This is a genomic window from Ruegeria sp. AF7 (assembly GCF_056541885.1).
The window spans coordinates 54,212-78,112 of sequence record NZ_JBQFYX010000002.1 but is presented as its reverse complement, the minus strand read 5'-3'; the positions used below and the strand labels follow the sequence as shown (position 1 = coordinate 78,112).

The 23,901-nt window shown below is 59.6% G+C and carries 29 protein-coding genes; 13 read left to right on the top strand and 16 right to left on the bottom strand.

Going from position 1 to position 23,901, the window contains the following annotated elements; genetic code table 11:
- Window positions 1–62: 62 nt before the first annotated feature.
- The 3 genes from ACR0AP_RS05865 to ACR0AP_RS05855 form a co-directional block, all read right to left on the bottom strand.
- The gene (locus tag ACR0AP_RS05865) at window positions 63–950 is read right to left on the bottom strand and encodes a PhzF family phenazine biosynthesis protein (RefSeq protein ID WP_480505922.1); all 888 of its coding nucleotides are present in this window, start codon (window positions 948–950) and stop codon (window positions 63–65) included.
- A 93-nt stretch (window positions 951–1,043) separates the two neighbouring features.
- Window positions 1,044–1,268, bottom strand: coding sequence for a DUF1150 family protein (locus tag ACR0AP_RS05860; protein WP_209504776.1), 225 nt, complete (start codon window positions 1,266–1,268; stop codon window positions 1,044–1,046).
- Window positions 1,269–1,273: 5 nt separating this feature from the next.
- Window positions 1,274–1,687, bottom strand: a complete 414-nt coding sequence (locus ACR0AP_RS05855; RefSeq protein WP_058275530.1) for an Hsp20 family protein — start codon at window positions 1,685–1,687, stop codon at window positions 1,274–1,276.
- 163 nt (window positions 1,688–1,850) lie between these two features.
- Here ACR0AP_RS05855 and ACR0AP_RS05850 point away from each other — a divergent pair, with 163 nt between their 5' ends.
- The 4 genes from ACR0AP_RS05850 (at window position 1,851) to ACR0AP_RS05835 (ending at window position 4,459) form a co-directional block, all read left to right on the top strand.
- Window positions 1,851–2,075 (top strand): YdcH family protein, encoded by a 225-nt coding sequence (locus ACR0AP_RS05850; protein ID WP_209504778.1) that lies wholly within the window; start codon window positions 1,851–1,853, stop codon window positions 2,073–2,075.
- A gap of 76 nt (window positions 2,076–2,151) precedes the next feature.
- Window positions 2,152–2,637, top strand: a complete 486-nt coding sequence (gene purE, locus ACR0AP_RS05845; protein WP_267362974.1) for a 5-(carboxyamino)imidazole ribonucleotide mutase — start codon at window positions 2,152–2,154, stop codon at window positions 2,635–2,637.
- Window positions 2,634–3,389 carry an NAD(P)-binding domain-containing protein gene (locus ACR0AP_RS05840; protein WP_480505921.1) on the top strand — a complete coding sequence of 252 codons (756 nt, stop codon included), beginning with the start codon at window positions 2,634–2,636 and terminating at the stop codon, window positions 3,387–3,389. The genes purE and ACR0AP_RS05840 overlap by 4 nt, the downstream gene beginning before the upstream one ends.
- A gap of 2 nt (window positions 3,390–3,391) precedes the next feature.
- Window positions 3,392–4,459, top strand: a complete 1,068-nt coding sequence (locus ACR0AP_RS05835) for a 5-(carboxyamino)imidazole ribonucleotide synthase (protein ID WP_480505919.1) — start codon at window positions 3,392–3,394, stop codon at window positions 4,457–4,459.
- A 65-nt stretch (window positions 4,460–4,524) separates the two neighbouring features.
- Here the strand turns inward: ACR0AP_RS05835 and ACR0AP_RS05830 are convergent, their stop codons facing one another.
- From ACR0AP_RS05830 to ACR0AP_RS05805, 6 genes are all read right to left on the bottom strand, one after another.
- Window positions 4,525–5,676, bottom strand: coding sequence for an alpha-D-ribose 1-methylphosphonate 5-triphosphate diphosphatase (locus ACR0AP_RS05830; RefSeq protein WP_480505918.1), 1,152 nt, complete (start codon window positions 5,674–5,676; stop codon window positions 4,525–4,527).
- Complete coding sequence (locus tag ACR0AP_RS05825) at window positions 5,673–6,446, bottom strand: alpha/beta fold hydrolase (RefSeq protein ID WP_480505916.1); 774 nt, start codon at window positions 6,444–6,446, stop codon at window positions 5,673–5,675. The genes ACR0AP_RS05830 and ACR0AP_RS05825 overlap by 4 nt, the downstream gene beginning before the upstream one ends.
- Before the next feature lie 29 nt (window positions 6,447–6,475).
- Window positions 6,476–7,327: a DMT family transporter gene (locus tag ACR0AP_RS05820; RefSeq protein ID WP_480505914.1), complete on the bottom strand. Its 852-nt coding sequence runs from the start codon at window positions 7,325–7,327 to the stop codon at window positions 6,476–6,478.
- Window positions 7,328–7,572: 245 nt separating this feature from the next.
- Window positions 7,573–9,213, bottom strand: coding sequence for a chaperonin GroEL (groL, locus tag ACR0AP_RS05815; protein WP_480505912.1), 1,641 nt, complete (start codon window positions 9,211–9,213; stop codon window positions 7,573–7,575).
- Between the two features lie 53 nt (window positions 9,214–9,266).
- Entirely contained in the window at window positions 9,267–9,554 is a 288-nt protein-coding gene (gene groES / locus ACR0AP_RS05810; RefSeq protein WP_170536247.1) for a co-chaperone GroES, read from the bottom strand.
- A 152-nt stretch (window positions 9,555–9,706) separates the two neighbouring features.
- Entirely contained in the window at window positions 9,707–10,381 is a 675-nt protein-coding gene (locus ACR0AP_RS05805; RefSeq protein WP_480505910.1) for a DUF2161 domain-containing phosphodiesterase, read from the bottom strand.
- Between the two features lie 109 nt (window positions 10,382–10,490).
- Here ACR0AP_RS05805 and ACR0AP_RS05800 point away from each other — a divergent pair, with 109 nt between their 5' ends.
- The 4 genes from ACR0AP_RS05800 (at window position 10,491) to ACR0AP_RS05785 (ending at window position 14,114) form a co-directional block, all read left to right on the top strand.
- A complete protein-coding gene (locus tag ACR0AP_RS05800) occupies window positions 10,491–11,471 on the top strand; it encodes a TraB/GumN family protein (protein WP_480505908.1) in 981 nt (326 codons plus the stop codon).
- Window positions 11,472–11,581: 110 nt separating this feature from the next.
- Window positions 11,582–12,502 carry a manganese-dependent inorganic pyrophosphatase gene (locus ACR0AP_RS05795; protein WP_480505906.1) on the top strand — a complete coding sequence of 307 codons (921 nt, stop codon included), beginning with the start codon at window positions 11,582–11,584 and terminating at the stop codon, window positions 12,500–12,502.
- A gap of 191 nt (window positions 12,503–12,693) precedes the next feature.
- Window positions 12,694–13,569, top strand: coding sequence for a TIGR01459 family HAD-type hydrolase (locus ACR0AP_RS05790; protein ID WP_480505905.1), 876 nt, complete (start codon window positions 12,694–12,696; stop codon window positions 13,567–13,569).
- A 101-nt stretch (window positions 13,570–13,670) separates the two neighbouring features.
- Window positions 13,671–14,114 (top strand): MaoC family dehydratase, encoded by a 444-nt coding sequence (locus tag ACR0AP_RS05785; RefSeq protein ID WP_209504791.1) that lies wholly within the window; start codon window positions 13,671–13,673, stop codon window positions 14,112–14,114.
- A 75-nt stretch (window positions 14,115–14,189) separates the two neighbouring features.
- On the opposite strand, the gene ACR0AP_RS05780 is transcribed toward ACR0AP_RS05785, so the two are convergent.
- A complete protein-coding gene (locus ACR0AP_RS05780) occupies window positions 14,190–15,179 on the bottom strand; it encodes a methylenetetrahydrofolate reductase (RefSeq protein WP_480505903.1) in 990 nt (329 codons plus the stop codon).
- Window positions 15,176–15,757: a methylenetetrahydrofolate reductase C-terminal domain-containing protein gene (locus ACR0AP_RS05775; RefSeq protein WP_480505901.1), complete on the bottom strand. Its 582-nt coding sequence runs from the start codon at window positions 15,755–15,757 to the stop codon at window positions 15,176–15,178. Before ACR0AP_RS05775 ends, ACR0AP_RS05780 begins: the two co-directional genes overlap by 4 nt.
- Window positions 15,758–16,018: 261 nt before the next feature.
- Between ACR0AP_RS05775 and ACR0AP_RS05770 the strand changes: the two genes are divergently transcribed.
- Genes ACR0AP_RS05770 through ACR0AP_RS05760 form a run of 3 tightly spaced genes read left to right on the top strand, consistent with a single transcriptional unit; the run spans window position 16,019 to window position 18,455 of the window.
- A complete protein-coding gene (locus ACR0AP_RS05770; protein ID WP_480505899.1) occupies window positions 16,019–16,951 on the top strand; it encodes a bifunctional riboflavin kinase/FAD synthetase in 933 nt (310 codons plus the stop codon).
- Window positions 16,948–17,421, top strand: a complete 474-nt coding sequence (locus ACR0AP_RS05765; protein WP_480505897.1) for a YcgN family cysteine cluster protein — start codon at window positions 16,948–16,950, stop codon at window positions 17,419–17,421. The genes ACR0AP_RS05770 and ACR0AP_RS05765 overlap by 4 nt, the downstream gene beginning before the upstream one ends.
- Complete coding sequence (locus ACR0AP_RS05760) at window positions 17,421–18,455, top strand: threonine aldolase family protein (RefSeq protein ID WP_480505895.1); 1,035 nt, start codon at window positions 17,421–17,423, stop codon at window positions 18,453–18,455. Before ACR0AP_RS05765 ends, ACR0AP_RS05760 begins: the two co-directional genes overlap by 1 nt.
- Here the strand turns inward: ACR0AP_RS05760 and ACR0AP_RS05755 are convergent.
- Together ACR0AP_RS05755 and ACR0AP_RS05750 are read right to left on the bottom strand one after the other, a co-directional pair.
- Window positions 18,442–19,275 carry an alpha/beta fold hydrolase gene (locus tag ACR0AP_RS05755; RefSeq protein WP_480505893.1) on the bottom strand — a complete coding sequence of 278 codons (834 nt, stop codon included), beginning with the start codon at window positions 19,273–19,275 and terminating at the stop codon, window positions 18,442–18,444. The genes ACR0AP_RS05760 and ACR0AP_RS05755 overlap by 14 nt on opposite strands.
- Window positions 19,272–19,874: a DsbA family protein gene (locus ACR0AP_RS05750; protein WP_480487552.1), complete on the bottom strand. Its 603-nt coding sequence runs from the start codon at window positions 19,872–19,874 to the stop codon at window positions 19,272–19,274. The genes ACR0AP_RS05755 and ACR0AP_RS05750 overlap by 4 nt, the downstream gene beginning before the upstream one ends.
- A 107-nt stretch (window positions 19,875–19,981) precedes the next feature.
- Here ACR0AP_RS05750 and ACR0AP_RS05745 point away from each other — a divergent pair, with 107 nt between their 5' ends.
- The gene (locus ACR0AP_RS05745) at window positions 19,982–21,001 is read left to right on the top strand and encodes a ribose-phosphate pyrophosphokinase (RefSeq protein WP_209504798.1); all 1,020 of its coding nucleotides are present in this window, start codon (window positions 19,982–19,984) and stop codon (window positions 20,999–21,001) included.
- A 105-nt stretch (window positions 21,002–21,106) separates the two neighbouring features.
- Window positions 21,107–21,556, top strand: a complete 450-nt coding sequence (gene rpiB, locus ACR0AP_RS05740; RefSeq protein WP_480482278.1) for a ribose 5-phosphate isomerase B — start codon at window positions 21,107–21,109, stop codon at window positions 21,554–21,556.
- A 28-nt stretch (window positions 21,557–21,584) separates the two neighbouring features.
- Here rpiB and ACR0AP_RS05735 read toward each other — a convergent pair whose 3' ends face one another.
- The 3 genes from ACR0AP_RS05735 to atpD all read right to left on the bottom strand — a co-directional run bounded on the left by ACR0AP_RS05735 (window position 21,585) and on the right by atpD (window position 23,898).
- The gene (locus ACR0AP_RS05735; protein WP_480482280.1) at window positions 21,585–21,935 is read right to left on the bottom strand and encodes an H-type lectin domain-containing protein; all 351 of its coding nucleotides are present in this window, start codon (window positions 21,933–21,935) and stop codon (window positions 21,585–21,587) included.
- 115 nt (window positions 21,936–22,050) lie between these two features.
- The gene (locus ACR0AP_RS05730; protein WP_209504801.1) at window positions 22,051–22,461 is read right to left on the bottom strand and encodes a F0F1 ATP synthase subunit epsilon; all 411 of its coding nucleotides are present in this window, start codon (window positions 22,459–22,461) and stop codon (window positions 22,051–22,053) included.
- Between the two features lie 12 nt (window positions 22,462–22,473).
- Window positions 22,474–23,898 (bottom strand): F0F1 ATP synthase subunit beta, encoded by a 1,425-nt coding sequence (gene atpD / locus ACR0AP_RS05725; protein ID WP_209504802.1) that lies wholly within the window; start codon window positions 23,896–23,898, stop codon window positions 22,474–22,476.
- Between the last annotated feature and the right edge of the window lie 3 nt (window positions 23,899–23,901).

Sequence of the window (23,901 nt, the reverse complement as noted above, 5' to 3'; positions counted from 1 at the left end):
CCGTTTTTTGTTTTTATGGGCTGAGGTGTTCCGGGCAGTCCCTGGGGACGGGAACGGTTTGGCTACTGGGTGGCTTCTGGCAGATCAACCTGCCCGCGCATCAGGATGTGCCCCTGACCGGCAACCTTGATTCCCGTCATCGCGTCGCTGGGGCCAACGCGCGTGACAACGGCCTGACCGGGGCGACCCATATCGTGCCCCTGTTCCGCAACGAAACTGTCTTTGGTCATCAGCCCATATTTCCACAGATAGGCCGCCATGGCCCCGGTGGCGGACCCGGTAAACGGATCTTCGGGCGGGCTGGGCGGAGCCATAAGCAAGCGCGAGAACGTATCGCCCGCGTCGGTGGCCCCTTTGAGCGTCACGAGGAAAGGCTCGGCCATGTCCGAGCCGGAATACCCTGCCGTCGCAGCCACTTTGCGCAGCGCGTCCTCGGACAGGAGGGCCGCGCGCAAAGCGTCATGATCGCGCAGAACGGTGACACAGAAGGGTAAGCCGGTTGAAACCATCCGGGGTGGCGAGATGATGGCATCTTGTGGCAGGCTGATCGCCTTTGCCACCAGATCGGCTGGCACATGCGCACCAAATTGCGGGGCGACCTGCGTCATTTCAATCTGTTCGCCCTGCAATCCGATCGAAACAATGCCAGCGCCGGTTTCCAGCGTCAGGTTATCGCCGGAGATCATGCCGCGCGACCGCATCGCCGCTACGGTGGCAATCGTCGGGTGCCCGGCAAAGGGAATTTCGCGGCTGGCCAGAAAATACCGGACGCGGATGTCGGCCACGTCGGACGGGCCGGTGAATGTGCATTCGACCAGAGAGGTTTCGAGCACATAGGCCATGCAGACCTCGGCCGAGAGACCCGCGCCGCCGTGGACCACGGCACAACCGTTGCCGCCAAATGCACGATTGGTGAAGGCGTCTACCCAGTCGAATTCAAACCAGCTCATGCAGTCGGCTCCGTTACAGGTTAAAAGCGGCAGTTTCGCCGATGCGCGTGTGTTGAGGGGAACGTTACAGCCCCACCGGGACAAAGGGGCCGTTCAGTGAACGGCCACAGGTGACAGGTCGTGCTGACGGGCTAGAACAAAGGCCAGCTTGCGGTCGGCCACAAGCGCCAGTTGCTGCCCATCGGAATCGTGCACGGCATAAAGGTGATCCAGATCACCTGCCTGATCGCGCAGATCACGCGGCAGATCGGCAACGTCGACTGTTTTCACATAGACGATACGATCGCCTTCGGTGTTGATTTCAATCGGTGTATTCATTGCTCTTACCCCTTCCGTATGTTGATTGTCTGAACCACTGTTTCCGGCACGGCGCGGGTCAGATCCACGTGCAGCAGACCGTTTTCCATGATCGCCTCGCCCACCTCGACCCCGTCGGCCAGCACGAACATGCGCTGAAACTGACGCGCCGCGATACCACGGTGCAGGAAGATGCGCCCCTCGCTGTCGTCGCGCTGACGGCCCCGGATCACCAGTTGGCGATCCTCGATGGTGATCGACAGATCCTCTTCGGCGAACCCGGCCACCGCAAGGGTGATGCGGTAGGAAAAGTCCGAGGTCTGTTCGATGTTATAGGGCGGGTATCCTTCGTTACCGGCCTTGGCAGACCGTTCCAAAAGGCGTTCCAGCTGCTCGAACCCCAAAAGATGCGGGTATGAGCCAAGAGTAAGTTTCGACACGTATTTTCGTCCTTTATTGTCAAAGCGACGTGGTGCGCGGTCCCGTTCCGGCAACCGCTTGTTATAGAATATGGGAAGAAACCAGGATGTCCACAAGGTCTGGCGCGATAACGTCTGACACACTATCTTGTTGGGCAAGCACCACAACAAGCCCGAGTCGCCAATGAACGCGCCCACCGACCTTTCGATGAAAACCGATGAAGTTCTGCGGGTTGAATTGGAGGTTTTCCGCCGCCAGCACCGCGACCTTGATGAGGCGATCGAGGCGCTGCACGAAAAAGGAACGGCTGATCAGTTGACCCTTAGGCGCCTGAAAAAGGAAAAACTGCGCCTGAAAGACTTCATCCGCCTGATAGAAGACCGCCTGACCCCCGATATCATTGCCTGAACGCCCTGTACCGCATTGCCACAAAAGCGGATTTGGCTATAGTGCGCGCTCTTTCTGAGCGCGGGGACATAAGCGGATGAGCGATGTGACAGTGGGGATCATCATGGGCAGCCAGTCGGACTGGCCCACGATGAAGGAAGCCGCAGATATTCTGGATGAACTGGGCATCGCTTATGAGGCGCGTATCGTTTCGGCCCATCGCACCCCGGACCGGTTGTGGGACTATGGCAAGACCGCCGTGTCGCGCGGGTTGCAGGTGATCATCGCGGGCGCTGGCGGAGCGGCACATCTGCCGGGTATGATGGCCTCGAAAACACGCGTACCGGTGATTGGCGTGCCTGTGCAGACGCGGGCCCTGTCGGGGGTGGATTCGCTGTATTCCATTGTGCAGATGCCCAAGGGCTTTCCCGTGGCGACCATGGCAATCGGGTCCGCTGGCGGGGCCAATGCGGGCCTGATGGCAGCGGGCATTCTGGCCTTGCAGGATGAGGCCCTGGCCGCGCGGCTGGATGCCTGGCGTGACGCGTTGTCCGCCTCGATCCCCGAGGAACCGCAGGGATGAGCCGGATCGGGTTTATCGGCACCGGGCATATCGCCGCGCCGATTGCGCGGCTGATGGCCGCCAAAGGGCATGAGATCAGCGTGACAGAACGCAACGCCGAGGTCTCGGCCGCCCTGAAGGCCGAACTGGGCGTGACTATCGCGCCGCCGCAGGCGGTGATTGACGCCTCGGACATCGTGTTTCTGTGCCTGCGCCCGCATATCGCGGCCGAGGTTCTGGCCCCCCTGACCTTTCGCGCCGATCAGAAGGTCGTGTCAGTTATGGCGGCCGTTTCCGCCGAGGATCTGGCCAAGCTTTGCGCACCAGCCTCGGATTTCGTGCAGACCATCCCGCTGGGGTTCTTGCAGTCCGGTGGCTGCCCGATGGCGGCGTTCGGCAATGACCGCTTGCTGGCCGAGCTGTTTGAGCCGGATAACCCCGTGGTCAAGGTTGCGGATGAGGTGGCGCTGAACGCGCATTTTGCCATTTGCGCCATGGTTCCCGGCATTCTGGATCTGATGGCCACCGGGGCCGAATGGCTGGGTGACGTAACCGGCGATGCGGACGGGGCCGAGTTTTATACCACGCAGTTGATGGCGGGTTTTCTCGCCGCGATGGAGAAAGGTACAGCCGGGCGGTTGGCACAGGAGCGCGACGCTTTGGCGACCGAAGGTACTTTGAGCCTGCAGATGACGGGCACCCTGATCGAACAAGGCGCGCATGAGGCGCTGAGAGCGGCGCTTGGCGCAATTGGAAAACGTTTGGAGAATTGACGATGGCGGACATGCTCGCCCAAGGTGCGGTGATCGGGATTCTGGGCGGTGGCCAGCTGGGCCGGATGCTGTCGGTGGCGGCCTCTCGGCTGGGGTTTGTCAGCCACATCTACGAGCCGGGCGCAAACCCGCCTGCCGGGCAGGTGGCGGATCGGGTAACGACAGCGGCCTATGACGATGTCGACGCCCTGACGGCTTTTGCCGATGCGGTGGACGTCATCACCTATGAGTTCGAGAACATCCCGACCGAGGCGCTGGATATTCTGGAAGCCCATCGCCCCATTCGTCCCGGGCGTGAGGCACTGAGGGTCAGTCAGGACCGTCTGACCGAGAAGACGTTTTTGCAGGGGCTTGGCCTGAAAACGGCCCCGTTTGCGGATATCACCGATCTGGATAGCCTGACTGCGGCCATCGAAGAAATCGGCACGCCTGCGATCCTGAAGACCCGCCGCTTTGGTTATGACGGCAAAGGGCAGGCCAGATTGCGCAACCCCTGGGATACCGAGGCCGCGCTGGCCGATATGGCTGGTGCGCCTGCTCTTCTGGAGGGGTTCGTTGATTTCTCGCACGAAGTTTCGATCATTGCAGCGCGCGCGCTGGACGGTCAGGTGGCCTGTTTCGATCCGGGTGAGAATGTACACCGCGACGGCATCCTGCACACCACCACCATCCCCGCCCGACTGTCCCCCACCCAGCGCACCGATGCCATCCTGCTGGCGGCCAATATCCTGAACGCGCTGGAATATGTCGGTGTCATGGGCGTTGAGCTGTTCGTGACATCCGGCGGGCTGATCGTGAACGAGATCGCGCCGCGCGTGCATAATTCGGGCCACTGGACGCAGAATGGCTGCGCCGTGGATCAGTTCGAACAGCACATCCGCGCGGTGGCAGGCTGGCCGTTGGGTGACGGGCAGCGCCACTCGGATGTGGTGATGGAGAACCTGATTGGCGACGATATGGACCGTGTGCCCGAGCTGGCGCGCGAACGGGACGTCGCGCTGCATCTTTACGGCAAGGCCGAGGTCAAGGCTGGTCGCAAGATGGGACATTTCAACCGGATCAAGCGGTAGAATATCGCGCTGCGGCGCGATGCCTTCGGCGAAAGTATTTGGAAAAAGGTGAAGCCGGTCTGGTTTCACCCCACAAAGCGCGCCGCGATATCCCCTGACATGTAGCTGACGCGCCCGCCCGCCAATGTCGCGGCGACCCGGTGAGTGGTTGCGTCAAGGATTACCAGATCGGCGCGTTTGCCCGCCGCAAGCGTGCCCCGGTCCTGCAAGTCCAGCACCCGCGCGGGGCCGGATGAGATCAGCGCCCAGGCCCCTGCGAGATCCAGCAGCCCGGTTTTGATCAGCATCAGCGCCGCGCGGCGTGGACTGGGATAATGGTAGTCCGAGGCCAGCGCATCACAGAGCCCCATCGCAATCAGCTCTACCGCGCTGGCGTTGCCCTTATGCGAGCCGCCGCGGACCACATTGGGTGAGCCGAGAATGACGTGATCCCCGGCAGCGCGCGCGGCCTCGGCGGCTTCAAGCGTTTCGGGAAACTCGGCAATGCGCACCCCTTGGCCGCGCCACCAGGCGCGCGCCTCGGCAGTTGCGTCATCGTGGCTGCCCAGACGCACGCCCATGTCCGCAAGGTCCGAACAGAGCGCTTTTAGCGCGGCCGGAACCTCAGCCTTGCGGGCGTGCATGTCGAGCATCATCGCAAAATGCGCCTCTGGGTTGCGTCCGGCCTTCAATGCCTGCCCGGTCAGGCGCGGTGGTTTCTTGCCCTGTGCCAAACGATCATGCGGCAGGTGATCATTGAAGACCACGTATGGCACCTGCCAATCGGCGATGCGAAGGGCCAGCTCGTCGTAATCCGCGAGCATATTGGTCTCGAACCGCAATTGCGGGATCAGATCGGTGACCGTGCTGCCCTTGACCGCTGCGATGGCCGCAAACACCTGCGCGGCAAAGTCCGGGCCGCGCACGCCGCCTTCCCAGCTGTAAAACTGCGCCAGAACGGCTGTGGTGATGCCGTTGGCGGCCAGTTCGGCCTCGACCGACAGAATGCCCTCATTCATCTGCTTCATCGCGCCGCGACGTGGGGCGATATGGCGTTCGAACCCATCGCCGTGCAAGTCGACAATACCTGGCAGAACAAGAAACCCGGTCAGGTCAATCCGCCGCCCGGTTGCGTCTTTCTGAATGACCCCACCTGCAACGGAAAGCTCCGCGCGTGACAGCCCTTCATCCGGTAGCAGAACCTCGGCACCGGTCAATGTCAGTTCCAATGTGGTCATTCTGATGGCTCCGCCCCCGGTTCCGAGCAATTCTGCCCGATGCAGATCTCGTCTATTACGTCCATCACACCGTCCAGCCAAGTGATCTGGGGATCGAACCGACCAAATTCGATAAAGTGCAGAGCCTGTGCCATGACCTGCGGGTTGTTCATCATGAAAGTGTGGGTCACCGGCAAGACGAGATGATCGGCCATGCCTTCGACTTTGGTGGATTCGACCGACACCTTGCCATCGTCCGGGCCGTCGATCAGAGATGAAAACACGAGGTTCAGGGACTGATCACCTGCGATGACCCCCAGTTCGAAATCCACGGGCGGCAGGCGGCTGGGAATACTATCCGGGCCCGTACCCAGTTGCAGTCCGGCCGGGCCGTTCAGGTATCCGAACACCTCCCACGCGCTGAGTTCATCGACCAGCTGGCTACCCTGATTGGGTGGCCCCAGCATGACGACACGGCGCATGTTTTCAGGGCTGTGGTCCTGCAACCAGTATCGCAACAGGATGCCACCCATGGAATGCGCGACAACATTGACGGTATCAGTGCCGCAGGCTGCAAACGCTTGCGGGATGGTTTGTTCGGCCAGTTCGGGGATACCGATTTCGGTCGAAGGGTAACCGGGGCGCACCACGGAATAGCCATTCGCTTTGAACAGTTGTTCCATCACGCTGAACGACGCCTCGGTCCGGGCAAGACCGTGCAGCAGGACAACGCATTTCGCGTTGGCCACGGCGGGAAATAGACAACAAAGCAGGGCGATCAGAATTCTCATACCCGCCAGATAAAGCCTGTGCACCTGCGTTAAAAGCCCTTCCCGCGTTGACGTCGCAGGACAGCCAGCGCGATACCGCCCAAAACCAGTGCCGCACCAACAAGCAGCCGCACGCCCGCGCTTTCCCCCAACAGCACCACGCCGCCCACAATCGCGATCACCGGCACGCTGAGCTGAACGACTGCCGCCGTCGACGGTGCCAGCCGGGGCAGGACGCGATACCACAAGGCGTATCCCAGACCAGATGTTACGCCACCCGAAAGGACCGCGAGGAGATAGCCCATTCCGGTCATGTGCCACTCTGCCCCTGTGGCCATCAGGGCCAGCGCGGTCACCGGCAGCGCGACGATGAAATTCGCTGCCGTGCCTTGCAATGCGTCAGGCTCGGACCGCCCGGCCAGTGAATAGGCTGCCCAGCCGATCCCGGCTGCAATCATCAAAACGGTTCCGGTCGGATCGACCCGCACTGTTCCCGTGGGCCACAGGACACAGGCCAGACCACCCAGTGCAATCGCTGCCCCGGCCAACTGTCGTCGGGTGGGTTTGGCCCCGGTAAGGGCGGTGGCGGCGAACATGGTGATCTGCACAACGGCAAACAGGATAAGCGCGCCCAGCCCCGCATCCAACGTCAGATAGGCAATTGAAAACCCGATCATATACAGGGAAAGCGACCCGGCCCCGATAAACCGCCTGCGGTTGCGCAGGGGCAAATGTCCTCTGCGCAGCAGCACCAGTGCGGCCAGAACCAGCGCCCCCGCCAGAACCCGGACAATGGCAAACCCCGCGGGATCACTGGACCCGCTGTCGATAGCCAACCGGTTCAGAATGGAGTTCGCCGCAAAGGCGCACATGGTCAGGGCGGTCAGAAGGAACAGTCGCATTTCAACCACATACCGACTTGGCGGCGGGTTGGACACTCACAATTCGGGCACACGCGGCCCAGCCTTCACCTTTTCCAAAATACTCCCGCCGGAGGCATGGCCGCTTGCGGCCATCAGGAACAAAACGGGGCCGCCAAAAGGCGACCCCGTCCATGAGCACTTTGGCTTCCCCTCTCGACAGCTTGACCTTGCAGCCAAACGCCTGTCAGGGGTCGTCAGAATTCGCTTAGGCGAATTCGACGTGCTTACATCATGCCGCCCATGCCGCCCATGTCGGGCATGCCGCCACCAGCAGGCGCATCTTTTTGCGGCTTGTCTGCAACCATCGCTTCGGTGGTGACCAGCAGGCCGGCAACAGATGCCGCGTCTTCCAAAGCGGTACGGACAACTTTGGCCGGATCGATCACGCCGAACGAGAACATGTCGCCATATTCTTCGGTCTGAGCGTTGAAACCAAAGGACGGATCCGAAGATTCGCGCACTTTACCTGCAACAACCGCACCGTCAACGCCTGCGTTTTCAGCGATCTGGCGCAGCGGCGCTTCGATGGCTTTACGCACGATGTTGATGCCTGCGTCCTGATCAGCGTTCGCGCCTTTCAGCGATTCCAGTGCTTTACCGGCCTGAACCAGAGCAACACCACCGCCTACAACGACGCCTTCCTGAACGGCTGCGCGTGTTGCGTTCAGAGCATCGTCCACACGGTCCTTACGCTCTTTCACTTCAACTTCGGTCATGCCGCCGACGCGGATAACGGCAACACCGCCTGCCAGTTTGGCAACGCGTTCCTGCAGTTTTTCACGGTCGTAATCCGACGAGGTTTCTTCGATCTGGGTGCGGATCTGAGCAACACGTGCTTCGATCTCGGCTTTCTCGCCAGCACCGTCGACGATGGTGGTTTCGTCTTTGCTGATCTCGATCTTCTTGGCGGTGCCCAGCATGTCCATGGTGACATTCTCAAGCTTCATGCCCAGATCTTCGCTGATCACCTGACCACCGGTCAGGATTGCGATGTCTTGCAGCATGGCTTTGCGGCGGTCGCCGAAGCCCGGTGCCTTGACAGCAGCAATTTTCAGACCACCACGCAGTTTGTTGACAACCAGAGTTGCCAGCGCTTCGCCTTCAACATCTTCAGCAATGATCAGCAGAGGCTTTTGCGACTGGATGACCTGCTCGAGCAGCGGAACCATTGGTTGCAGCGAGGACAGTTTCTTTTCGTGCAGCAGGATCATGCAGTCGTCGAGCTCTGCGATCATCTTGTCTGCGTTGGTGACGAAGTAAGGCGACAGGTAGCCGCGGTCGAACTGCATACCTTCGACAACATCGGTCTCGGTTTCCAGACCTTTGTTTTCTTCGACGGTGATGACGCCTTCGTTGCCAACCTTCTGCATCGCGTCTGCGATCTGCTGGCCAATTTCAGCTTCGCCGTTGGCCGAGATGGTACCAACCTGAGCAACTTCTGCCGAGTCTTTGACTTCGCGCGAAGCAGCACGGATGCCTTCGACAACTTTGGCGGTTGCCAGGTCGATGCCGCGCTTCAGGTCCATCGGGTTCAGGCCCGCTGCAACCTGCTTCAGACCTTCTTTTACGATGGCCTGCGCCAGAACGGTCGCGGTGGTGGTGCCGTCGCCGGCTTCGTCATTGGTGCGGCTGGCGACTTCTTTCACCATCTGCGCGCCCATGTTTTCGAACTTGTCTTCCAGTTCGATTTCCTTGGCAACCGAAACACCGTCTTTGGTGATGCGCGGTGCGCCGAAGGATTTGTCCAGCACCACGTTGCGGCCTTTGGGGCCCAGGGTCACTTTGACAGCATCCGCCAGAATGTTGACGCCTTTCAGCATCTTGTTGCGGGCATCGGTGTCGAACTTGACGTCCTTTGCAGCCATGTCGTTTCTCCTTGAGAAAATGTGTTGAGTGGAAGATCAGAGAAAGCGCGGGCTTACTCGATGATCCCCATGATGTCGCTTTCTTTCATCATCAGCAGCTCTTCGCCGTCGACCTGGACCTCGGTGCCCGACCATTTGCCGAACAGGATCTTGTCGCCAGCCTTGACCGCCATTGCGATCAGCTCGCCGCTGTCCTTGCGCGCGCCTTCGCCGGTTGCGACGACTTCGCCTTCGCTGGGCTTTTCTTTTGCGCTGTCAGGAATGATCAGTCCGCCTGCGGTTTTTTCATCGCTTTCGGTACGGCGAACCAGCACACGGTCATGAAGCGGTTTCAATGCCATCTTTGCAGCTCCTTGGGCTCAAAGTTTTGTTTATCCTCCCCTCGCCTTTCGACGAGGCGTTAGCACTCGGTGTGTATGAGTGATAACGACGCATAGCTAGGGAGTCTAAAACGCCGAGTCAACAAGGTGTTTGGGATTTTTTTGAGAACGGCCTAGTCGGCCTGTTCCCAGCTGTAGGCCCAGTGTTTCAAGCCGTCTGTTCCCTCAGAGGTAAGTGCGTAGACACCTTTTTCAACCTTCTCGAACCAGCCATAGTGATTTTCCCGCATCAACCGGGTGGCGACCGGAACACCCACTGATCTGGCAACCTCGGCCCCTTTGGCCGGGCCGTGTTCGGCCAGAAAGGCGGCGCATTTCAACGCATCCTGACGGTAGGCCGTCACGATCCCATGGCGTGTCGCGCCCCCGGAATTGGGGTCGCCCTCCAGCCGATCGAATTCGCGCAGCAGCCGCGCCGCCCTGGCCTTGTTCTTGCGCGGCGCATAGGGCCCCGGATCGCATTGCACCTCGACCGTGCCATCGACACGTACGGTGATCAGACCCAGACCAAGCCTGCGGCACAGCGCAATATTGTCCCTGAGCGCCCGCCGGGCCGTGCGCCCGGTGGGTTTGCTGACCCCGATATAGACCTGATCCGTGAGTTTCAGGCGGGCAATTGCCTGATGGAACAGGGACAGCGTGAACCTGAGCTTGAGCTCGACAATCACAGGCGGCTCGTCTTCGCGTATCGCGACGATATCGGCTGCGCCCACTTCTCCTTTGACGGTGTATCCCTGACGCTCCAAAAGCGCCTTGATCGGGGGATAGAGGTCCTGCTCGCGGTTCATGGGCCTATGCTACGCAGATTGTTGAGGAATACCAGACGGGTTGCTTGAACATAGGTCGCAGGCATGGCTATGTCTGGGGCACCTTGATGACACAACACCGGATGGGTTCATGCGCCTGCTGACATTTCTTGCTTTTCTACTGGCCCCGATCACGGCTGCTGCTGCGTGCGATGGGCAGGACCTGCGCCCACTGCTGTCAGATGACGCGCGTGCCGAGTTGCAACGCGCCGTGGCGGACATCCCCTTTCCGGAAGGCAACCACTGGATTGCGCGCAAGGATGACACGGTTCTGCACATCATTGGCACCCTGCACACGTATGACGAACGCATGGAAAAGGTGGTTGAACGCCTGTCTCCGGACCTGAGCAAGGCTGACGCATTCTATTTCGAAGTCACCCAGACTGACATGGACGCTTTCGAAAAGAATCTGGCCAATAATCTCAGCGCCATAATGATCACATCCGGGCCGACCCTGATTGACCTGATGGGCGATGAAGACTGGGCCGCATTCTCGACCGCGTTGAACCAGCGCGGCATTCCCGGCTGGATGGCAGCCAAAATGCGACCGTGGTTCTTGACCATGATGCTGAGCATCCCGCCCTGCATGATGGAAGATCCGAACGGGACCTACGGTATGGACGCCCGCCTGAACGACCTGGCCGCAGAAAACGGCATTCCGCAATACTCGCTGGAACGTATCGACGACCTGATCGCCATGTTCGACAGCCACCCGCTGGAACAGCAGGTCGAGTCACTGGTGCGCCTGTCCGGGGCGATGATGGGAAGCAACGATCAACTGGCCACCATGGCCAATGGATATCTGGAAGAAAAGCACGCCGAGATCATACAATTTGCCCGCCTGCAGGGGTTCGAGGAATCCGGGCTGAGCCGGGACGTCTTCGATGAGGAATGGAACGGGTTCGAACAGCAGATGCTGGTCCAGCGGAATGCCCTGTGGATGGAGCATATTCTGGCCATCACGGATCAGACAGCGGTGATCGCGGTCGGCGCAGGTCATCTGAGTGACGATCACGGTTTGCTGAACCAGCTGGAGCAGGCCGGATATACGCTGACACGGGCCGCATTCTAGCCCGGTTCAGCGGTTTTCAGACCAAGCGTCGCAGACGGGCTGCTGTGGCGTGACAAGGGCGTTTGTCCGCCCTATAAGGCGCGCAAATTTCCATTCCGCAGGACGCTGACATGACAACGCTCGTATTTGGTCACAAATCCCCCGACACCGATTCCACAGGCTCGCCGATCCTGTGGTCGTGGTACCTCAACGAAATCAAAGGCGTGCAGGCCGAGCCCGTGCTGTTGGGCGAGCCCAACACCGAAGCGGCGTTCATGCTGGACAACTGGGATTTGCCCAAGCCACGTATCCTGAACGATCTGGCCGCGGGCACTCCGGTGGTCATCGTCGACACCAACAACCCCGCCGAACTGCCCGCCAATGTAAATGACGCGGACATTCGCGCCGTCATCGACCACCACAAGCTGGTCGGTGGTCTGGAAACCAAAGGCCCGATCGACATCACCGTGCGCCCGCTGGCCTGCACGGCCACCATCATGGTCGACCTGATGGGCGACGATGCGGCCAAGATGCCCGATGCCATCAAGGGCGCGGCACTGACCTGCATCCTGTCGGACACGCTGGAATTCCGCTCGCCCACCACCACGCCCCATGACCGCGCGGTTGCTGAGCGGCTGGCAGCCGAGCTGGAGCTGGATATCTCGGCTTACGCGGCAGACATGTTTGCGGCGAAATCGGATGTCTCGTCCTTCTCGGATGCCGAACTGATCCGCATGGACAGCAAGGAATACGAGGTCGATGGCACCAAATTCCGCGTCTCGGTTCTGGAAACCACTGCGCCGGGCGTCATTCTGGACCGCAAGGCAAGCCTGGCGGGTTCGATGGTGGATGTCGCCAAGGAAGACGGTGTCGACCAGGTGCTGCTGTTCGTCGTCGATATCCTGAACGAGGAAGCCACCCTGCTGGTGCCCAACGATCTGGTCAAAACCGTTGCCGAGAAAAGCTTTGGTGCATCCGTCGAAGGCGACGCCGTGGTTCTGCCGGGCATCATGAGCCGTAAAAAGCAGATTATTCCGAACCTGAAGGTCTGAAGAAACACGCGGGGTCTGTCGTTCTGAGTAAAACAGGCCTCGCATTATTAGTCCTGAGTCTGCGCCTTTGGCATTGCGCTTGGGCAGACCTGTACCCGACAGATGAAATACAGGGTGGCCACCTATCGATTGGTGGCCAATCCCTTGCCAATCGGTCATAAGGCTCGTGCAGTTTCAGCTTGAGGCCACATATGACCCAGATCGTTCACGCGCTTTCCGAAATCTCTGCCCGCTACAAAGCGTTGTTTGTCGATCTGTGGGGGTGCGTTCACAACGGAATCACGGCCTATCCCGAAGCTGTCGCAGCCCTTCAGGCCTATCGCGCGGACGGGGGGCTTGTCGTGCTGGTCACGAACTCGCCCAAACCCCGTGCGGGTGTGGCCGAGCAACTGGTGCAGTTCAATGTTCCCGCAGATGCCTATGACACCATCGCCACCAGCGGCGATTCCGCGCGGTCGGCGATGTTCCGTGGTGCTGTCGGGCACAAGGTTTACTTCATGGGGGAATGGCAGCGCGATGCGGGCTTTTTCGAGCCACTGAAACTGCTGCACCACCCGATCCATATCGAACGTGTCCCGCTAAGAGAGGCCGAAGGGATCGTCTGCTGTGGTCCCTTTGATCCGATGGCTGACCCGGACGTGAACCGCCCCGATTTCCTCTATGCCAAGCAGATGGGCATGAAGCTGCTGTGCGCAAACCCCGATATTGTTGTCGATCGCGGCGAGGTGCGCGAATGGTGTGCCGGCGCTTTGGCCAAGCTCTATACCGAGATGGGCGGCGAGAGCTTGTATTTCGGCAAACCGCACCCGCCGATCTACGATCTGGCGCGCCGCAGGTTGCAGGAACTGGGACATGATATCCCGGACAGCGACATTCTGGTGATCGGCGACGGCCCCCATACGGACATTCTGGGGGGTATGGGTGAAGGCATTGATTCCCTGTTCATTTCGGGCGGGCTGGCGGCGGCTGAGACAAAAACGTCGCACCATCCGGATTACGAATCCCTAACGGCTTATATCGAAAGGGAAAAGATCAACCCGACCTACACAATCGGTCGATTGAGATAGCAAGAAAAGACTTGATTTTCTGCAACTGCGAAGTAATAAAGTTGCCAACCTAGGCCGGATAGTGGTTTTTTCTTTCTCGGTCGATTTCGAGTGAGGGCAACATGTTGGACAATCTTCCACGCGGAACGATCTGTATCGAAGACATCGAAATGGGCATGTCCCGCCACCTGCGTAAAGTGGTGACGGACGAAGATATCGAGATGTTCGCGCAGGTCTCGACAGACCGGAATCCGGTGCATCTGGATGATGATTATGCCCGCGATACAATCTTCGAAGGGCGCATCGCACACGGAATGCTGACAGCTGGGCTGATCTCGGCCGTAATTGGCGAACAACTGCCGGGCCATGGCACGGTCTATATGGGGCAGTCACTGAAGTTCCTGGCCCCCGTGCGCCCCGGTGACATGGTTTATGCCGAGGTCAAAGTCATCGACATCGACTTTTCCAAGCGTCGCGTCAAACTGGATTGCCATTGCTCGGTCGAGGGCAAGAAGGTTCTGATCGGTGAAGCCATGGTACTGGCCCCGTCGCGCAAGTTCGACTGATCGGCGAACACTTCCATGCAAAAGGCGCCCGACCGGCGCCTTTTTTGTTTGGACGCTGTTTTTTGCCTGTGCCTTTCAGGACGGGCGGGCGCGTTTTCGCCCTTTCAACGCACCGGATTCCAGAATGATCTCTGACACCACGTGTTCGCGCCTGTAAGCCATCACATGAACGCCGGACACCCCCGCGATATCGCGGATCTGCTGGATCAGTTCGATACAGATCTTCTTGCCCTCGTCAGCTGGCTTTTCGGCTTTCTCCATCCGCTCGATGACCTGATCGGGGATGTGAATGCCGGGAACATTGCTGCGCATCCAGCGTGCCGCACGCGCTGACGCGATGGGGCCGACGCCCGCGATGATGAACACTTTCTTGTCCAGTCCCGCATCCCTCACCCGCGCCATGAATTTCTCGAACAGCGGAGTGTCGTAGATGTAATTGGTTTGAATATACTCGGCCCCGGCCTCAACCTTCTTTGCCAGACGATCAGGTCGCCAGTCATAAGGTGGTATGCAGGGGTTTTCGGCAGCACCAAGGAACAGTTGCGGCGGGCGCGTGATCTTACGACCAGAAAGGAACATTCCCTGATCGCGCATCGTGCGGATCGTCCGCAGCAGGGTAAGGGAATCGAAATCGAAAACCGGTTTTGCCCCTGGCTGATCCCCGACGCCGACGCCGTCGCCGGTCAGGCACAGTACGTTACTGACGCCCAACGCCGCAGCCCCCAGAACATCGCCCTGAATGGCAATCCGGTTCCGGTCGCGGCAGGAAATCTGATAGACCGGAGAATAACCCGCGCGCGTCAGCAAGGCACAAATCCCAATAGACGACATATGGCAGTTCGCGCCCGAAGCATCAGTTGCATTGATCGCGTCAGCCACTTCACCAAGCGGTTGGGCCGCCTGAAAAACATCCTCTGGGTCGGCACTGTCGGGTGGGTTCAACTCGGCAGTGACTGCGAAACGGCCTGAACGGAGTACCTTTTCCAATCGGCTGTGCGACACATATCCTTGGGGAACCGGAACATAGCCAATCGGCTCCACCTCGTTGCGATGGGTATCACTCATTTCTTCAGTTCCCGGTTTATCGCGTTGGGTGGTTCGGCGGCCAGTGGTGCCGCAGAAGGTTCATTCTCGCGCGCTTCGGGGAATGCCTCGGCCAGCGCCAATCGGGCTGCATCCCGGGTCTCGCGCTCGTGCGCTGCAATCTCGCGGCTGACCCGCAACCAGGATGACGAGCCTTTCAACGTGTGCTCCACCGGTGGCAGAACTTCTTTTATCTTGTCGGCTCCGTGCCGCATGCGGCTGGCTCCGTTCCAGGCCAGGGCCCAGACACATTTCATATCCGGCTTCACCTCGCAGAACTCGCCGGGACGTACGCCGCCACAGGGGCCATTGCGCAATTGCTTTGGGCAGTTCATCGGGCAGGACATTCCGGTGGATGACAACACGCATTGCCCGCACATCTTGCAATCGAACAACAGGGTTTTGACGCCCTTCTCGACCAATGCAATGGGGCGTTCGACGCGGTTATATCCGATCTTTGCAAATAGCGGGTCCATCGCGACCATGCCGCGTTCGACACATTTATAGATCCACTCGAAAGAGCGGGCATGACGAATCGCGAACAGTCGCATTCGGTACATGGGTCTGCCTCCTGTGCTGGGTTCGTTCGAACCTGGCCGGGCTTTGATCCGGCTCGCTGTAAATCCAGAGAACCGGATTTTCAGTCTAAACCCGGAGTTTTTTTTGAATCAAGCGGTTGGAGACGCCTGGTCTGAAATACTTGGATTGGCCTCGTCCATTTCCCGGCCAACTGAAATGTTCAGAGCTCAATCACAGGATCACATTCTTGGAATTCAAACTGCCGCTTGAACAAATTGACTCGCGCCGCTACGCAATCGTCTATGCACATCATCCGGGATATCCAGTTCGTCCAGCCAGAAGATCGCGGCGCCAGCGTGGCAATCGGGAATTTCGACGGCGTTCATTTGGGGCACCAGTCGGTCATTGAACTGGCCCGTAATGCAGCGCCGGAGGCGCCGCTGGGTGTGTTGACCTTTGAGCCGCATCCGCGGGAGTATTTTGCGCCGGACACGCCTCCGTTCCGCCTGATGCGGGGTAATGCGCGGGCGCACCGGCTGGAAAAGCTGGGCGTGGAAAAGCTGTATGAACTGCCGTTCAACGCGGCGCTGGCCGGTCTTTCGCCAATGGAGTTTGCGCGCAACGTGATCTGTGACGGGCTGGGCCTGTCGCATGTCGTCGTGGGTGCCGATTTCTGCTTTGGCAAGGGCCGCAGTGGCACAGCGCAGGATCTGGTGAAGTTCGGGCGGGACATGGGGTTCGACGTGACGATTGCGCCTTTGATGGAACGGTCGGAAAACGTGGTGTCCTCAACCGCCATTCGCACCGCGCTGAGCGACGGCCGACCACGGGACGCAGCCGCGATGCTGGGACACTGGCACCGGATCGAAGGCGAAGTGATCGGGGGCGAACAGCGCGGGCGCGAGTTGGGCTTTCCCACCGCGAACATGTCCATCGAAGGGCTGCACCCGCCAAAGTTCGGTGTCTACGCCGTATTGGTGGATGTGTTGGATGGGCCGCATAAAGGCAGCTATCACGGCGCGGCCTCGATCGGGGTGCGTCCGATGTTTAACGGTCAGGTGCCCAATATCGAGACCTTCCTGTTCGACTTTTCGGGCGATCTGTACGGGGCGACCCTATCGGTGGGTCTGATCGACTTTCTGCGCCCCGAGATGACATTTGACGGGCTGGAGAGTCTGATCACGCAGATGGATGCCGACTGCAAACAGGCCCGCGGTGTTCTGACCGCCCTATGAGTGTTGATCCGATTGAACGCACGGGCCTGCCTGCCCGGTTTTGGGAGCGCAAACCTCTGCGCCAAATGAACCAGCGCGAGTGGGAGGCGTTGTGTGATGGCTGCGGCAAATGCTGCCTGAACAAGCTGGAAGATGAAGACACGGGCGAGGTTGCCCTAACCTGCGTCGCGTGCCGCCTGTTGGATGATGAAAGCTGCCGCTGCGTACAATACGACATCCGGCATCAATTCGTGCCCGAATGCATCATCATGACCCCCGACAATATCGACGAACATGCCTATTGGTTGCCACAAACCTGCGCGTATCGGTTGTTGTGGGAAGGCAAACCGCTTTACGACTGGCACCCGTTGATATCTGGTACAGCGGACAGTGTGCACGCTGCCGGGGTCTCGGTTCAGGGACGCACGGTGTCTGAATTCGAAACGCCCATTGAAGAGTGGGAAGATTACATAATCGAGGAGCCAAGCTGATGCATTTCGCGTCTGACAATTCCGGGCCGGTTCATCCGCAGGTCATGGCCAGGCTGGCCCAGGTCAATCAGGGCTATCAGATGGCCTATGGCGCGGATACGCTGATGAACGAGGTGCGCGACCGTATCCGCAGCATATTCGAGGCTCCGGGTGCTGCGGTCTATCTGGTGGCGACGGGGACAGCAGCGAATTCGCTGGCCCTTGCAACATTGTCGAAGCCCTGGGAAACGGTCTTCTGTTCCCCTGTCGCACATATCCACGAGGATGAATGCAACGCGCCGGAATTTTATAGCGGCGCCAAGCTGACCCTGGTTCCGGGCGGAGACAAGATGACCCCTGAGGCGCTGCGCGGGTCAATTCTGGGCGAAGAAACACGCGGCGTACATGGGCCGCAGCGCGGTCCCGTGTCGATCACACAAGTAACCGAGCGCGGATCGGTTTATTCGCTGGCAGAGTTGCAGGCCCTGTGCGGGGTCGCCAAGACGTACGGCCTGCCCGTGCATCTGGACGGTGCGCGCTTTACCAACGCGTTGGTTGCGCTGAACTGTTCCCCGGCGGATATGACGTGGAAAGCAGGTGTGGATGCTGTCAGTTTTGGCGGCACCAAGAATGGTCTGATGGGTGTCGAGGCGGTGGTGTTCTTTGACGAAAGCAAAGCCTGGGAGTTTGAGCTGCGGCGCAAACGCGGGGCGCATCTGTTTTCCAAGCACCGCTATCTGTCCGCTCAGATGGCCGCCTATCTGGAAGACGACCTGTGGCTGAAGATGGCACGTCAGGCCAATGACAACTGCGCCCGCTTGGCCGAGGGTTTGCGCGCCAAGGGGGCCGCATTTTTGCACGAACCGCAGGCCAATATGATCTTTGCCTCATTCCCACGCGCGAAGCACAAGCAACTGCACGAGGCCGGCGCGGTTTATCACCTTTGGGGGGCAGAGCTGGACGGCGAGGATGATAACGAAATCCTTGCGTGCAGGCTGGTTTGCGACTGGTCCATCGGAGCGGCGGAAATCGATCAGTTTCTCAATCTGCTTTAACGCCTGACGGGGCGTTGGCCTGCCAGAACGCCCGCATCAAAGCGCCGGTTTCATCAGGGTGTGAAATCGGCAGCATGTGCCCTGCGCCGTTGATGCGTTCATGGCGCGCAGCAAGCAGGCGCCGTTGCAGCCCTGCGCAAATCGCGTGGATCACCGGCGGCGTCTCTGACCCGCTCATCAACAAGGTCGGCATCGATGCACGCCGGAGCCGATCCGGGTCAAGCAACCCTGCCTGATCGTCATAGAGCACAGGCTGCACAGCCGGAACCGCATCGATCCCGCGCACCATATTTGCCCGCGTGCGTTCGGGCAAATCAGGCCATTTGGGGCTGATCTTCGTGCTCCACGCCCTGTTGAACAGGCGCGCGGCCAAAACCTTGTCACCAGACGCGAAGGCCGCATTGACCTGCTCGGAGTCCCGTTCGTGCTGTTCGAACAACAGCGGCGCATCCTGTTTTGCAACTGCAAAGAACACGGGTTCGATCAGGATCAGGCTGCGCACGCGGTCGGGATGTTCGATCGCCAGCCTAAGCGCGATCATCGCCCCAAAGGAATGCCCGATTACATCCATGGGTTCGGTCAATTCAGCCAGGGCGGGTTTGGTCACTGCGACAAAGAAATCACCCTGCCCGTCCCAATCCGGGCTGCGCCCATGCGACAACATATCCGGGGCAATAAATGACGCGCAGCCATCCAGCGCACTGGCCAAACCAGACCAGGCACCGGAATGCGCAATCGTGCAATGGAGGGCGAGCAGTTTCCGCTCCCCCTCACCCAAGTGCCTGACGAAAACGGATTGCATCACGGCCCTGACCGTCACCCGTTCATCTTGGCCAGATGCCGGTCCAGATCGTCCAGCCTGTCCTGACCCCAGAACCGCTGATCGTCGGGCGTGATATAGAACGGTGCGCCGAAGACACCCCGGTCCACGGCTTCCTCTAGGTTGGCGGCATAGGTTTCGGCCCCCACCAGCAAGCCGCTGTCTGCCAGACCGGGATCAAACCCGGCTTGCGTCAGACATTCGCGGATGACATCGTCCTGTGCGATATCCTTTTCCTCGGCCCAGCAGGCGCGAAGGAAGGAATGACACAGCTTACCCACATCGCCCGAACCGTCCTTGATCGCGGCAATAACCGCATAAGATGACGGGGCCATGTTGGTCGGCCAGTGCGCCGGTTTCAGATTGAACTCCATCCCCAGATTCTTCGATTGGCGCAGCAACTCCTGTGCGCGGTACTCGATACGAGAGATATGCCGGTCTTTCGGAGGGGTTCCCCCGGTGCGCGCGAACAGGGCGATAATGTCCAGCGGTTTATAGTTGATCGTCGCGCCGTGTTTCGCCGCGATATCTTCCAGCCGCATCCCCGCCAGATAGGAATAGGGTGAGAGTGTCGCAAAAAAGTAGTCAATCTGGGTCATGTGCACTTTCTCCGCTGCGTTACCTTTGCGGGACGGTAAGGCCATGCTAAGCGGTGTCAACATCACGATTCTGTCACATTGCCATTGCTGCCCGGGGACCTCAGCCGATGCCGACACTTCACGAACCCAAGCTTATCGCTGGGAACGCCAACCTTCCGCTTGCCCAAGCCATCGCACGCCGCATGAGCCTGTACCGAGGCGTTGATCAGGGTCTGGTCGATGCGCGTGTCGAACGGTTCAACGACGGTGAGATTTTCGTCGAAGTATTCGAGAATGTGCGCGGCGAGGATATGTTCATTATCCAGCCGACCTCGAACCCGGCCAATGACAACCTGATGGAACTGCTGATCATCGCAGATGCCCTGCGCCGGTCGTCCGCGCAGCGGATCACTGCCGTGATCCCGTATTTCGGGTACGCTCGTCAGGACCGTCGCACCAAGGCCCGCACGCCCATCAGCGCCAAGCTGGTGGCCAACATGCTGACCGGGGCCGGGATCGAACGGATCCTGACAATGGACCTGCACGCGGCCCAGATTCAGGGCTTTTTCGATATGCCCGTGGACAACCTTTATGCCTCGCCCATCTTTGCGCTGGATGTGAAGCATCAGTTCAAGGGAAATCTGGATGAAATCATGGTGGTTTCACCCGACGTGGGCGGCGTTGCCCGCGCGCGTGAACTGGCCAAGCGGATCAACGCCCCTCTGTCGATCGTGGACAAGCGCCGCGAGAAAGCGGGCGAAGTCGCCGAGATGACCGTGATCGGGGATGTGAAGGACAAGATCTGTCTGATCGTCGACGACATGTGCGACACCGCCGGAACGCTGTGCAAGGCGGCGCAGGTGCTTCTGGATAACGGTGCGAAAGAAGTTCATTCCTACATCACGCATGGCGTCATGAGCGGCCCTGCGGTGGAACGGGTGACAAATTCGGTGATGAAGTCGCTGGTGCTGACCGACACGATCCAACCGACCAAAGAGATTTTGGGCGCCAAGAACATCCGCATTGTTCCGACCGCGCCTATCTTTACGCAGGCGATCCTGAACATCTGGAACGGAACCAGCGTGTCATCCCTGTTCGAAGACAAGACACTGACGCCGATCTACGAATCCATGTACCAGATGGATTGAGTTTGGACGGGGCGACGGGATGTGTCGTCCCTTTCTTTTTGAACCATCGATTGCGCACAAGCCTGACCCATGTGCGCGATCAACGACACAAGTGGACCGATCTCCATGACTGGCAACAAACGCATTGTTCTTTCCAGCGACCACGCGGCAATCGAGCTGCGTCAGGCCGTGGCTAACCACATCGCGCAGCAAGGCTGGGACGTGGTCGATATCGGCCCGACGACCTCTGAAAGCACCCATTATCCCAAACACGGCAAGGCCGCGGCACTGACTGTTGCATCGGGTGATTGCGAATTGGGTATTATCCTCTGCGGCACGGGTCAGGGCATCATGATGGCTGCAAACAAGGTACCCGGCATTCGCTGCGGCGTCTGTTCGGATGCGTTTTCTGCGCGGATGATCCGCCAGCACAACAATGCCAACATGCTGTCGATTGGTGCGCGTGTCGTCGGCGAAGGTCAGGCGCTGGATATTGTGGATGCGTTTCTGGGGGCCGAATTCGAAGGTGGCCGCCACGCCACACGGGTCGACATGATCGAAGCGCAGGACGACTGAGCCCCGCGCCTGTCCTGCAAGCCCCGGATCAGGAAATGTTCCAGTCGTCGGGGTGTGCTACCTCTCCAAACGCGGTCCAACTGATCCGGATCCGGGCAATCCGCGTGTCGGACCATGTCCGAAACACCGCTTCGAACCCTTCCGAGGTGATATTTTCTGCCTGAACCTCGGCGCGCAGGGCTGATGATGTGTCGACATCCCAAAGGGAAATCCCGATCTGAACCATGGGCGGGCTAAGAAACGTGCCCTTGAATTGGATGGGTTTCCGGCGTTCGCGGGGGCCTTCGCCAGTCCACATGTCCCCGCCTTCGGCAAATTCCGAAAACAGAACACTTTCACCCTGATCGATGCCAATGGGATGGGTCAGAAATTTTTTCATGTTTTCATCATTATACTTGAATTTCCGCAACTTACCCCGGCTTTCTGGCAAAAGCACGACAAAAAAAACGGCCCCGCAATCGCGAGGCCGTTCCAATTTTCCACTGTTAAGCCAATTACAGGCTCATATGTGTCCCAAGAGCTTCCATATCGGCCAGCAGCTTGGCGGCTTCGTCGACGATCGACATGTCGTCGCCGCCCTTTGCCGCTTCGTGCGAGGCGCGTGCCTCGGCAATCAGCTCGTCCATATGCGAACGGGTGATTTCCGAAACCGGAACCGCCTTTTCGGCCAAAACCGACAGGCTGTCGCCGTTGATCTGGGCAAACCCGCCGGTGACCAGGTATTCGCTGGACCCTTCGGGTGCCTCAACCTTCAGCAGACCGGGGCGCAGCGTTGTGATGGTGGGGGCATGATCGGGCATCGCCGTCATGTCCCCGTCCGCGCCGGGAATCTGGACCGCGGTGACCTCGAGTGAAGCAAGGCTCCGCTCGGGGCTGACGAGGTCGAAATGCATCGTGTTTGCCATCAGGGATACTCCTTAGGCGGCTGCTGCTGCCATTTTCTCGGCTTTGGCGATCACTTCGTCGATGCCGCCAACCATCAGGAAGGCTGCTTCGGGCAGGTGATCGTATTCGCCAGCCACAACGGCCTTGAACGACGAGATTGTGACATCCAGAGGAACCTGAACACCCGGCGAGCCGGTGAAGACCTCGGCCACGTCGAACGGCTGCGACAGGAAGCGTTCGATCTTACGGGCACGGGCCACGGTCAGCTTGTCCTCTTCCGACAGTTCGTCCATGCCGAGGATGGCGATGATGTCCTGCAGTGACTTGTAGCGCTGGAGGATCTGCTGAACGTCGGTCGCAACCTTGTAGTGCTCTTCGCCGACGATGGCCGGGTCGAGCAGGCGCGAGGTCGAGTCGAGCGGGTCAACCGCAGGGTAGATACCCTTTTCCGAGATCGCACGGTTGAGAACGGTGGTCGCGTCGAGGTGCGCAAACGAGGTTGCCGGCGCGGGGTCGGTCAAGTCGTCCGCAGGCACGTAGATCGCCTGCACCGAAGTGATCGATCCGGCCTTTGTCGAGGTGATGCGTTCCTGCAGGGCGCCCATGTCGGTGGCCAGTGTCGGCTGGTAGCCCACAGCGGACGGGATACGACCCAGCAGAGCCGAAACCTCGGAACCCGCCTGCGTGAAGCGGAAGATGTTGTCGACGAAGAACAGAACGTCGGTACCGGACTGGTCGCGGAACTGCTCGGCCAGGGTCAGACCGGTCAGAGCAACACGCGCACGCGCACCCGGAGGCTCGTTCATCTGACCGTAAACCAGGGCCACCTGGCTCTCCGACAGGTTGTCCGGCTTGATCACGTTCGATTCGATCATCTCGTGGTAGAGGTCGTTACCTTCACGGGTCCGTTCACCAACACCGGCAAACACCGAGAAGCCCGAGTGCACTTTTGCGATGTTGTTAATCAGTTCCATGATCAGAACGGTTTTGCCAACGCCGGCGCCGCCGAACAGGCCGATCTTACCGCCTTTGGCGTAAGGGGCCAGCAGGTCAACCACCTTGATGCCGGTGACCAGAACTTCGGACTCGGTCGACTGTTCGGCAAAGGTCGGTGCGGGCTGGTGGATCGCGCGCGCTTCGGTTGCCTCAACCGGGCCTTTTTCGTCGATCGGCTCGCCGACCACGTTCAGGATGCGGCCCAGGGTGGCGTTGCCAACCGGAACCGAGATCGGTGCACCGGTGTCGGTGACCACTTCACCACGGACCAGACCTTCGGTCGCGTCCATCGCGATGGTGCGGACAGTGTTTTCACCCAGGTGCTGAGCAACTTCCAACACCAGGCGCTTGCCGTTGTTGGTGGTTTCCAGCGCGTTCAGAATTTCAGGCAGCTGATCTTCGAAGTGCACGTCGACGACGGCCCCGATGATCTGTGTGACTTTGCCTTTTGCATTCGCCATGTT